This is a genomic window from Paenibacillus sp. J22FR21 (assembly GCF_056269135.1).
On sequence record NZ_JBWDNJ010000004.1, the window covers coordinates 535,106 to 546,992 of the forward strand.

The window sequence follows — 11,887 nt, forward strand, 5'->3', positions numbered from 1 at the left end:
GATGGGAACGCATGTAAAGGAAAGCTTAACCCTATCACCTTATTTCCTGTGGATTCTAATACACGGTACCCAAATGCGCAGTACCTTGTTAATTTTCCAAAACCGTATCATTCAAGGGGCTGAAATGGATGCCTGGCTATCTTTTGCCATCGTCGGCGTAAGCTTTCATCTCCTTATTGTCATGATGTTCTATCTGCTAAAGCATGCAGCAGAGGGCGATATCATATCCCTGCACAATCAGTTATTCGGTAAGTGGCTCGGGAACCTGCTAACTTTCGTGTTCTATGGCTATATCCTTCTGTTTATCGTAAATGAGTTAAGATCCTACATCGAAGTCATCCATGTTTGGGTTTTTCCAAATTCGCCGCAGTGGAGCTTGTCGCTCTTGCTGCTCCTGATCTCCGCTTACATCGTTTCGGGCGGCTTAAGGGTCATAACAGGTATTACTCTTCTCTGTGTCCTCATTCCGTCTCTGCTGATTCCGTCTCTTTATTTCCCGCTGAAGCATGCGCATTGGACGAACTTTCTCCCGCTGTTCGACCATACCGGGTATCAGTATGCGGAGTCGGCCTACCATTCGTTAAGCACATTTCTAGGCGCCGAATTTCTGCTGCTCTTGTACCCTTTCATCAAAAATCAGGAAAAGTCCAAGAAATGGGCTCATCTGGCGGTTGCCCATTCTACATTCATTTCATTATTGATCGCCTTGGTTACTTTCGCATTCTTAAATCTTCAAGAGCTGAAGCATATCATCTGGCCTACGCTAATTTTGTCCAAAATCATTCGTTTTCCGGTTCTGGAACGATTTGATTATGTGTATATTTTCTTTTGGTTTTTCGTGATCATTTCTCCTTGCTGCGTCGGCTTGTGGGGATGTACTCGAATTCTCAAGAAAACTACCGGATTGAAAGCAAGGCCCGCTTTATGGATCACCATCGGTATTGTGTTTATCATCATGCTTCCCATGAAAAGTCCCTTAATGATCAATAAACTGGACTCCGCATTGTCCATGTCAGGGTGGATTCTAATGTATGGCTATATTCCGCTGCTATGTATATGGGTAGGCCTGAGAAATAGGTTTTCAAACATGAAAAGGGCAGCCTCCTCTTGAGGCTGCCCTGAGCTCACTACGCTTTCGATCGTACCAGTAAGAAAAGAAAATACGGAGAACCAATTACAGCGACGACGATGCCCGTCGGAATTTCTGACGGCATGAACGCCCACCTGGCGATCGTATCTGCCGTAATAATGAGCAGCCCGCCTACAAGTGCGGTCACCGGCAGCATGGCTTGATGCCTTGAACCGACCAGCCTTCGAGCAAGATGTGGAGCAATTAATCCAACGAAACCGATGCTTCCGCTTACCGCGACACATGAGCCTGCGAGTCCGACAGCCGCTGCCAGCAAGAGGATCTGCTCCCGGGAGACGAACGCCCCTAGACCGGTCGCCATGGAATCACCCAAGTTGAGTATGTTTAACGTTCTCGCTTTGTAGAATACGTACGGCAAGAGGATCGCGATGAATGGCAGCAAGGCGAGCACGAACTGCCAGTCTTTCCCCCAGATGCTTCCCGCAAGCCATGTTTGGATAAACATAAACTTTTCTTTGGAAATTCGCAGCGACAGCACAATCGTCACTGCGGATATGCCCGCCGTCACCGCGATGCCCGATAGAAGCAGCCGTGTCGACGATATCCCTGTGTTGCGGCGGTAGGCTAGAGCGAAGACAATTGCGGCGGTTAATGCCGACCCGATCCAAGCCAGCACCGGCAATAGAAATACAGGAGCATTGGCGGCTACCGGGAAGTACACGACAAACAAGAGAACCGCTAGTCCTGCTCCCGAATTCACGCCGAGTATACCGGGGTCTGCCAGCCCGTTGCGCGATATGGCTTGCATGATGGATCCGGATACCGCCAAACCCGTACCCACGAGAATCGATAGGACTATACGAGGCAATCGAAAATCAAATAATATCAATTCTTGCTGTGCCGTCCCATTCCCTAGGATGGTGTGAATCAATTCCATCGGGGTAAGCCGGATAAAGCCAGTGTTCATGCTTAGAATAAACACGAAGATGATCCCAAGGCCGAATGAACCTATTACGATAAGATTACGCTTATGCATGCGTTTCTCAGCGGAAGATAACACGATTTCTCTCATACTTACAGCTCCCTCCTTTCTTTACGTGCCAAATAAAGAAAGAAAGGTACGCCAATAATGGCAATCAGCGCGCCGATCGGTGTCTCTTCCGGCGCATTAACCGTTCTGGCCGCTAGATCGGCCAGGACAACGAGGAATGCCCCCAGAATAGCCGAGCAAGGGATAATCCAGCGGTAATCGACGCCGACCAGCTTGCGAGTCACATGCGGCACTAACAGTCCGATGAACGCGACCGCACCGGCGACAGATACGGCTGCACCGGCAAGCACGAGCACGACGAGCATCGCCAGAAATTTGATCAGCCCCGTTCTAAGGCCCAGTCCTTTGGCAACGTCATCCCCGAGGCTTAGCATCGTAATTGCCGGGGACAGCATGATCGCCGCAGCCACGGCAACCGCGAACCAGGGAGACATAATTTCGAGCTGCGACCATCTCACACCGGCCACCCCGCCAGCATAGAAGAAAGCCAGGTCTTGTCCGATCCGGTATTGAATGGCGATGCCTTCGCTGAGTGCCGTCAGCATCGCTGACAACGTAGCGCCGACGAGCACCAGTCGAACCGGCGTCAGTCCTCCCCTTGATGCTGCTCCAAGCCCAAATACGATCAACGCACCGAGTCCGGCGCCGGCGAACGAATACAACATCAAGTAGGTATAGGGCAACCCCGGGAAGAAAGCAAAGCATACCGCCAGCGCGAATCCCGACCCGGAGTTGAGGCCGAGAAGGCCTGAATCAGCGAGCGGATTGCGGGTCATCCCTTGCATAATCGCCCCCGAAATAGCGAAGCTGGCGCCGACAAGCGCGGCCCCCAGTACCCGCGGCAATCGAAGCTCTTGAATGATCTGGTGCGAAACAAGATCCGATTGATAATGAAAAATAGCTCCCCACACTTCAGCAAACTTAATATCGGCTGCTCCGAAGGAAACGGATAAAGCAATCGACAGCGCAAGCCCGATTAGCCCGCCGATCATAATGAAAGTCGCGGTCCATGGCCTCGCATGAACGCGTACTCGATTGTCCGGTTGCTGCACCGGGTTTTGCGTTTTCGTGAATGATAACAATGTAAACTACTCCAGTCTATTGGACCATTATTGTCAGCTACTTCTCGCCCGCAGCGTACTTCCCTGTTTTGATTTTATTGATAATTATTCTCAACGTCAACGCTAAGATTTTCCAGTCGCTCTGAATAACGCAGCAAAACCACAGCTCGCCCACAGCCAAGTGTCCGATCACCCCCGCTTATCTGAATATCCAACGGTGAAGCACAAAAAAGCCCGCGTTCATTCACGCGGACTTCATTCGGACCATTTACAAATGGGACACTAACGCATCTACAAACTTCTCTAAGTATTGCTGATCGATCTCGTCGAAACGCTCCAGAATCGGACTATCGATATCAAGTACACCTAACAGCTCGCCGTTCTTGATGATGGGAATGACAATCTCCGATTGGGACGCCGCATCACAGGCGATATGCCCGGGAAACTCATGAACATTGGCTACACGAACCGTCGCCTTGTCGCTGGCTGCCTTGCCGCACACCCCGCGAGATAACGGGATTCGCACACAAGCAGGCAGGCCTTGGAATGGACCTAACACCAGCTCATCGCCCTTGTATAGATAAAATCCTACCCAGTTGATGGTATCCAAAAACTGATTGAGCAACGACGAAGCGTTGGATAAGTTAGCGATGCTATCACTTTCTCCGTCAAGCAACGCGTGCAATTGGCGGATTAACATGTCATAATTATCTGCTCGTGAGCCTTTGTATTCTTCGGTATGAAACATCACTTTACTCCTTTATCGCTGCGGACTGTTCAGCAACAGTGCGGGCTATTCGGCTATACTGCACTCAGTATACCATCGCCGTGTTTATACATTAAGTCATAATTATTGACAGGTCAAACTGGTCTGGATTTATACAATCTATCTTTTCCGCAATGAGGTGACATATACGATAACGGAGAATATGGCCACTATTAAACCAATTCCCGAGATTAATGTATACAAGAAAAGCGGTACAGGACTTGGGTCAGCATAGAAGTTATCCAGATCTGCGATTTTATTAAAATAATAGAGTCCTCCCAGAATTGCTCCGCCTATCCAGAGTAATACCCCCATTATGGCGACTGGCAAAATTTTGTTCGTCACTGCTTTCATCTCCTTATACATCCATCATCAGGTATGGATTTAACTGGTGCTTGATACAGCATAACGATTGTTATAAATTTCCACAACCCCAAAAAGAAGGCCATGCTGCCAGGAGTGAACGCACTCCCAGCCGCACAGCCTTATACGCTTCTGCCTATTACTTCTTGCTATCGTACGCTTTTTGATAGATATCCAGATAGTGAGCCAGATTCAAGCCCTCAAAGCCCTTCACGTAGCTATCCCACTCCGAATCCGTCAGCTGCTTCGAGCCTGTCACAAACTGCGCCATATTGGAGCGAATGTACTCGTTGATCTGCGTGCGCAGCATAATCGTTTCTTTCGCGTCGTTCTCATCCATGAAGATGGTGAGCGGGAACGTCTCTTCCGGCTGCTTGTTCTCGTAATTATTCGCCGTTTCGGTGAAGAGACGGAATTCATAACCCTGCTGGGAGAACATATCAGCCGGTGCTGTCCAGGATTCACGGATTTCACGCGTCCGTCTCGTGATGCCCATCTGATCCCATGTATCGTTGGATGTCGTCGTAATATCCCAATATTTCGGCTTCAAGCTGTACTTGGCCGGATTGCCGTGCACATCCTTCTCGCCATCCGGTGCTTTCTCCCAGAAGTTGCCTTCAAGTCCGTACTCGTTCATAATCGCATGCTCTTCGGAATACATGTAATCCGCCATTTTGATCGCTGCGATGGCCTCTTCCTCCGTAGCCTTATTCGTAATGGCGAACTGACCGTTACCGTAGGCCTTATAGTAGCCGGCATAAGCAACTCCGCCCGGACCTGTAAGCGGCGGTACCGTTACATATTCCTTATGACGGTTCTGCCCTTCGGCCAAACTGAAGGCCATGCCGATGTGGCCCGCGGTCACGCTGCCGATAACATTGTCGCCTTCTTTATTGCCCACTTGCGCCATTTGGTCGATATTCTGTGTGAACGATTCTTTGTCGATCAACCCTTCACCGAAGAGCTTGTTAATGTAGGCCAAGCCTTCGCGCCACTCCGGCTGATTGGCTGCCAGCTGCACTTTACCGTCCTTCAAGTAGAAGAAATCCTCATCATTATCATAAATAAAGCCATTCATCAAGAAGTTGGACGGAATGGCATGCCAAGTATTGAATGCACCGGACAGCGGAACTTCGTCCGCTTTGCCGTTACCGTTCGGGTCCTGCGTTTTGAACGCCTTCAGCACCTCGAAATATTCGTCGGTTGTTGTCGGCATCTTCAGGCCCAGCTTATCCAGCCACGTCTTGTTAATCCACAGCTTCTGCGAATACCAGCAGTGGAAACAGTCGTTAATGTGCGGCAGCGAATAGATGTTGCCGTCCGGAGCCGTAATCGCGTCCTTCAGATCCTTGTCCTCTGTGAACGCGCGCTTGATTTCATCGCCATATTTGTCAATCAGGTCATTCAGTGGTACGAGAATGCCCTGCTTACCATAGTCGATTTGCTCTGCTTGCGTGAAGTCACCGGAGAGGAACACGGCCGGATAATCGCCGCTCGCCAGAATCAGCTTCTTCTTGTCCTTCGCGTTAGCACTTGGCGTTGCATCGAACTTGAACTTGATATTGAGCTTCTTCTCCATATACGTCGTTACTGCATTCGTAGTAATGTCCTCAATCTTAGGCGAAACGCTGATGAACGTATTCAGCGTGACCGTTTTACCGGTATCTACTGTATCGCCTGATCCGTTGTCTGTTCCCCCGCTGCTGTTAGCGTTATTAGCGTTATTGCCGTTATTGCTGCTGCAGGCCGTGATGATTAACGCGATCATGACTAGTAAAGCTAGCATTTTCGAGCTTCTCTTCATCTTCAAGACAGACGCCTCCTCGATAATTTCAATATTATCATGCTTCTCTCTTCCCGCACATGCCCCGCTGCAGCTAACTTCCGGTATCACCTCCAGGACGGAATAAGCCCGATTATCCTTTCAGAGAGCCGATCAGAATGCCTTGTACAAAATACTTCTGAACAAACGGATAAATCGCGAGCACCGGTACCGTAGCGACGACGATAAGCGAGAATTTCAACAAATCTCGCAGCCCCTGCATCGCGGACATTTTGTTCGCGTCTACCATCATGCTCGAGTCGATCGAATTGAGGATTAGAATATTACGCAGCACGATTTGAAGCGGAAACAGCTTCTGCGATTTCAGGAAAATAAGCGCTTCAAAGTAGGCATTCCAATGTCCCACCGCATACATGAGCACCAGTACAGCCAAGATCGGCTTGGAGAGCGGCAATACGACCCGCAATAAGAAGCCTAAGTCCGAGCACCCATCGAGCTCTGCGGCTTCGCCAAGCTCCTTGGGGATACTGGACTGGAAGAAGGTTCGGGCAATGATAACCTGCCAGACCGCCATCGCGCCAGGTAGGAGCATGGCCCATCTTGTGTCCAGGATGCCGATATTCTTCACCGTCAAGTAATACGGAATCAGACCGCCGCTGAACATCATCGTAATGACTAAGATCACCATGATGGCATGCCTGCCGTAGAATGTTGATTTGGAGAGTGGATAGGCCAGCATGACGGTCAAGGTTACGTTGATTAAGACCCCGAATCCCGTGTAGAAGAGCGAGTTGCCATACCCCGTCATAATCATCGGGTTGGAGAAGATCGCCTTGTATCCGGCTAGGCTGAAGTCCACCGGAAACAACCATACTCTCCCGCTGATTACGGCCTGAGGCGAGCTGAAGGACGAGCTTACGATATACAGGAGCGGATAAAGCACGGCCAGCAGGATGATCGTCAAGAAGGCATAAACCACCGTCAGAAACAGCTTGTCTCCGAACGATTCTCGAATTGCGTTAGTACGCGCCACCTGTGAACACCCCCTACCATAAGCTGCTGTCTGATAGGCGTCTTGCGAAATAGTTGACGCTTAACAGCAGAATGAGATTGATGACCGAATTGAATAAATCGACGGCGGCTGAGAAGCTGAAGTTCGCGCCGAGCAGACCGATTTTATAAACGTAAGTCGAGATCACCTCGGAGGTGCTCGTATTGAGCGGATTTTGCATGAGATAGATTTTTTCAAAACCCACGTTCATGATTTGCCCGACATTCAAGATGAGCAAAATAATCGCAGCAGGCATGATGCCGGGGATATCGATATGCCATACTTTCTGGATACGCGAAGCCCCGTCCACTCGGGCAGCTTCATACAAATCGGTATTAATGCCGGCCAACGCTGCCAGATAAATAACCGCTCCGTACCCGATGCCCTGCCACACGTTCGACCATACGAAGATGCTGCTGAAATAGCTTGGAATACCCATGTAGTTTACGGCTTCCATGCCAAACAAACGCAGAATATGATCGATAAAGCCGAGTCTGGGCGACAGGAACAGAATGATCATGGAAACCATGACGATCGTCGAGATGAAATAAGGCGCGAACGTCACCATTTGGACGATTCGTTTGAAGCGCATGCTTCGTACCTCATTCAGTGCAAGGGCCAATATAATCGGTGCGGGAAACCCGATGAGCAGCGAGTAAATACTGATCACGAGCGTGTTCTTGATCAGCATCCAGAAGTTCGGCGACTTGAAGAAGGTGGTGAAATTCGTTAAACCGACCCATTCGCTTCCAAGGAAGCCGCGTACCGGACTGAAATCCCGAAAGGCGATTTGAGCCCCGTACATGGGGATATATTTGAAAATAAACAAATACCCGAGCGGCAGCAGAACAAGCAGATAGAGCTGCCAATGCCGCTTCACCCGTTTACCCCGATCCCTCAGCAGGAGCGCGGTGCCGTTGACGCGAACTTCCGATTTCTCCCTTTCGATGACTCCTGTCGATGCAGGCATATTGTCTCATCACATCCCCTATTGAAGTGTTGGCCTTGATTGCTTTTTACGATAATGGATGCCATGCAAAGCCCGCAACAACCACTAATCCACCGGATGTGCATTTTTCCAAAGCCGCGCCGTTACTGGATATTCCCCCTCGATCGCTCAACTTTCCGTAAGCGCTCAACTTTCCGATTGGAGCCTAAGAACAACAATAGAGGCCGCCCACGAGCAGTGCTTCTGCTCATGGACAGCCTCTATCATTTACATTGCATGGCGCTTACGGAAATCGACTGGCGATATGCCTTCCACTTTACGAAAGACGCGCCTGAACGTTGCCGCATTCAAGTAACCGACGTGCTCGCCGACTTCCTGGATGGAATCCCGCTCCTCGAGCAGCCGTTTCTTCGCTTCGGCAATGCGCAGCTGGGACAGGTAATCGAGGAAGTTCTCGCCGAACTCTTCTTTAAAGAGCTGACTGATATATTTGGCGCTGATGCCGAATTTATCGCCGAGATATTCGAGCGATAAATCCGGATTGGCATAGTGTTGTCCGATGTAATCTCGAATGTTCTGCAGAAGCTGATGATGCAGGCGACCGCTGTACATATGCCCCATCTTGCCCGCGAAGGATTGCAGCGTCACGCTGAACAGGCTTTGCAGCTCGTCAAGCGTATCGAACTCGTCGATGATTTGGCGTAAGGAAACCGCTGCTTCGGACATCCATACCTCATAATAATCCTTCGAAGCTTGAGAAAGCTGAAGATCCATATGTGCGACAAAATAGCGGCAAAGCTCGTCGATCTCACTCTTCGGCAGACAGCAGCTTCTCATCCCGCTGAACAGGGCGTCGAAACTTCCCCTCCAGCCCTCCTCGTGAAGGCGAAATTGCTGGATAAGCCGATGAATTGCCTGCAGATGCTTGTTGGTTGCTTTCGCCGTCGATCCCTGCTGCGTTTCGCTGTAGTAGATAACCCGGTTGTGACCAAGCGCAGCCTTGAAGGTCAGCGCCTCCAGTGCTTGTTTATTGGAAGCTCCCGCTCCTTCAGCGTTCGCCTCCCCAAGTCCGATGGTCACCGAAAAGGCCAGATGCTGATGGATCCACGCGGTTATGTGCTCACAGATCGATTCTGCCTTTTCATTTGAAGAGTCTGAAATGAACAGAATGCCCGTCATTTGCAGCGGAGTTGTCCACTCCAACCAAATCGGAATATCGTGCTGCGTGTATAATTCATGGGCCGCACTGCTAATGACGAATTTGAACAGGGATTGATCGCGGCTTTTATACTGATTAAACACTTGCTCCGGATGATCAATTTCAATCACGAACACCCGCTGCTTCTCATGCTGCGGCAGCGCGGACAGGTCACTGGCTTCCGCCTGCTCGCCCCGCTCAAATTGCAGCAGCTCCCTGAAGGTGGCTTTCTGCTTTCGAGCAGCCGCTGCCTCGGCTTCTTTGCGAAACAGTTTGGTCTGCTCGGCAAAGTTGTTAATCGCCGTCTCGATGAATGTAAACTCATCCACCGCGAGCCTCCCCAGCGTTGGCTTCCCTGAGCCGAATTGATCTTGAATACGGAAGACGAGCTCTTCGATTGGCTTGTAGCTTTTGCGCGTGATATACACTATCGAGACGCCGCCAGCCAGGAAAATAATCAATCCGAGCACGAGCCAGATGCTCGAGAGGTTCGACATGACGGACACGATCTTCCCGTTCACGATGCCGCTCTCTACCGTCCAGCCGGAATACGGCGATGTCAGACTCGCCAGTACCTTCCCGGTTTCGGGCCCCTCATCCTTCTTAATCAGCGGCGCTCCATCGTGATCGTACAACTGGACGAATGCTTGCTCCGGATCGTACATTTCTTTAATGATGTTCCGCAGAGATGCCGCGCTGACATTCACGACTACTAGTCCGTCCGCGCCGTTGCCGACGGAGACCTTGTGTACGAGACTGATGACATTCTTGGGCTTCTGGGCGACCAGCTCTCGATAAGGCCGAATTGAGCTCCAGGATGAGGAATTACTCTCCTTGCTGTAGCGCTGGCTGCGAATAAAGCCGTTGTCTTCAAATTCGTTCAACTTGCTTGTCATCCCGCTGAAGACGATGCCATCCTTATATCGGACCAAATAATAGGAGTCGATGATCGACATTTCGTGCTGTAATTGCAGCATCCGATTCACAACCTGATAGTTTAGAAAGACGTTGTCGCTGCCCTTCTCCAGGAAGAAATCGTTCAGCAGCTTGCTCGATACCAGCTCGCGGATCATCATCGTGTCCAGCGTCTTTAAGCTGACATCGACGGTTTGGAGCAGCTGACCTGCGAACACTTTACTGGATTCTTTGGTATTGCGATTGCTCTGCTCGACGAGCGTTTGGAAGAATACGAAGAAGAGAAAGGAGAACATGATGAAGAATATCGGGAGGTAAGACCATATCATCTTTCGCAGCCATGTACGGGTCAATGTACCATCATTCCTTTATAAGGAAGTTTGCGCATATTTGTAGGAAACCCTCGATGTAACCGCATTCATGCATTACTTCTCATTATACCGATAGGTGTATTCATCGTCTATGTTGCGGATGATAGGAAACTGACTTCATTTCCAAATTATTGATGGCGTGCGCGTGCATCGCGAATCGGTTAGTCATCCTCATTTACGCTATAATACAAATAGGAATGGAGGTTATTTCATTGCTCATTAGGGAAATAGAGTCGCAAGATAATGCAGCCATAGAACAAATCATTCGGGCATGTCTGATTGAATTCGGAGGCAATCGTGAAGGATTGGCGTGGGAGGATGAGAGCTTAAGCCGGCTTGCCGATTATTATCGGCCTGAGGGACGGGGATATTGGGTCGTGGTACAGGATGGCGAAGTGGTCGGCGGCTGCGGCATCGCTCCTTTTGCCGATTCTGACGACGTTTGCGAGCTGCAAAAGATGTATATGCTGCCTCACGCGAGAGGTACAGGCGCTGCGGCTTCATTACTGGATACCGCTCTATCGTTTGCCCGTAAGCATTACAAGCAGTGCTATCTGGAAACGTTATCGAATATGCACGCAGCCAATCGTTTCTACGCGAAGCATGGCTTCGCGCAGCTTGATGCCCCCCTTGCCGGATCGGAGCACTTTGCGTGCGACGCTTGGTATATCAAGCGGCTGTGAGAAACTGAAAGCCAGCGCGCCCTTAGGCGATGGCCCTTGGGCGCTGGCCTTTAGGCTGCCCGAGATAATCTCGGGCAGCCACTTTTTTGTCTGTACAACATGGATCCACGTGTAACGGTTGTCAGCGTGGCTATTTCATGAAAATATGCCATTTTGAAATTCTAACGGTTGCGACAGGCGTTATTTGCAGCACATTGGTCGATTCCTAGTGGAAAACGATCAAATAAGCTCGCTGGCAACCGTTAGAAAATAAAAAGGGTACATTTAGGCCAAATAGCCACTGTCACAACCGTTAGAGTTGGAAGCGATAAAGCAAAAAGCCAGCGTCCTTGGGGCGCTGGCCATTTTAAATGCGTTCAAGCAGAACAGGCGCGCTTCCTACTCCTCCTCATCGGTAATACCGGTCTCGATCCGGTTAGACGGTACGCTTCTCGGCGCGAGCACCAAGCCCGGGATCTCAGGTGTAAAGACGGCCGTTGCTTGGTTGAAGATATTAGCTTGATCTCTCTGCAAGCTCCGCGGCTCCATCCCTCGTCCAATGAAACAACAAATGCCCGATGATCCATTGTTGGATCATCGGGCATTTGTACGATCACCGAAATGATG

General features: G+C 50.1%; 10 protein-coding genes. 2 read left to right on the forward strand and 8 right to left on the reverse strand.

Annotated elements, in window-relative coordinates; all coding sequences use genetic code 11:
• The first annotated feature begins 1 nt into the window (after nt 1).
• Entirely contained in the window at nt 2-1,111 is a 1,110-nt protein-coding gene (locus AC0YNS_RS17815; RefSeq protein WP_475782307.1) for a GerAB/ArcD/ProY family transporter, read from the forward strand.
• A gap of 16 nt (nt 1,112-1,127) precedes the next feature.
• Here AC0YNS_RS17815 and AC0YNS_RS17820 read toward each other — a convergent pair whose 3' ends face one another.
• The 7 genes from AC0YNS_RS17820 to AC0YNS_RS17850 all read right to left on the reverse strand — a co-directional run bounded on the left by AC0YNS_RS17820 (nt 1,128) and on the right by AC0YNS_RS17850 (nt 10,580).
• Nucleotides 1,128-2,162 carry a FecCD family ABC transporter permease gene (locus tag AC0YNS_RS17820; RefSeq protein WP_475782308.1) on the reverse strand — a complete coding sequence of 345 codons (1,035 nt, stop codon included), beginning with the start codon at nt 2,160-2,162 and terminating at the stop codon, nt 1,128-1,130.
• Nucleotides 2,163-2,164: 2 nt separating this feature from the next.
• Nucleotides 2,165-3,223 carry a FecCD family ABC transporter permease gene (locus tag AC0YNS_RS17825; RefSeq protein WP_475782309.1) on the reverse strand — a complete coding sequence of 353 codons (1,059 nt, stop codon included), beginning with the start codon at nt 3,221-3,223 and terminating at the stop codon, nt 2,165-2,167.
• Between the two features lie 247 nt (nt 3,224-3,470).
• Nucleotides 3,471-3,950, reverse strand: coding sequence for a GAF domain-containing protein (locus AC0YNS_RS17830; protein WP_475782310.1), 480 nt, complete (start codon nt 3,948-3,950; stop codon nt 3,471-3,473).
• Nucleotides 3,951-4,470: 520 nt separating this feature from the next.
• The gene (locus AC0YNS_RS17835) at nt 4,471-6,135 is read right to left on the reverse strand and encodes an extracellular solute-binding protein (RefSeq protein WP_475782474.1); all 1,665 of its coding nucleotides are present in this window, start codon (nt 6,133-6,135) and stop codon (nt 4,471-4,473) included.
• A 112-nt stretch (nt 6,136-6,247) separates the two neighbouring features.
• Complete coding sequence (locus AC0YNS_RS17840; protein ID WP_475782311.1) at nt 6,248-7,147, reverse strand: carbohydrate ABC transporter permease; 900 nt, start codon at nt 7,145-7,147, stop codon at nt 6,248-6,250.
• 13 nt (nt 7,148-7,160) lie between these two features.
• Nucleotides 7,161-8,135 (reverse strand): ABC transporter permease, encoded by a 975-nt coding sequence (locus AC0YNS_RS17845; RefSeq protein ID WP_475782312.1) that lies wholly within the window; start codon nt 8,133-8,135, stop codon nt 7,161-7,163.
• 246 nt (nt 8,136-8,381) lie between these two features.
• Nucleotides 8,382-10,580 (reverse strand): helix-turn-helix domain-containing protein, encoded by a 2,199-nt coding sequence (locus AC0YNS_RS17850; protein WP_475782313.1) that lies wholly within the window; start codon nt 10,578-10,580, stop codon nt 8,382-8,384.
• Nucleotides 10,581-10,810: 230 nt separating this feature from the next.
• On the opposite strand from AC0YNS_RS17850, the gene AC0YNS_RS17855 reads away from it, so the two are divergent.
• Nucleotides 10,811-11,281, forward strand: coding sequence for a GNAT family N-acetyltransferase (locus AC0YNS_RS17855; protein ID WP_475782314.1), 471 nt, complete (start codon nt 10,811-10,813; stop codon nt 11,279-11,281).
• A gap of 378 nt (nt 11,282-11,659) precedes the next feature.
• Here AC0YNS_RS17855 and AC0YNS_RS17860 read toward each other — a convergent pair whose 3' ends face one another.
• A complete protein-coding gene (locus AC0YNS_RS17860) occupies nt 11,660-11,794 on the reverse strand; it encodes a hypothetical protein (RefSeq protein ID WP_475782315.1) in 135 nt (44 codons plus the stop codon).
• Nucleotides 11,795-11,887 lie beyond the last annotated feature (93 nt).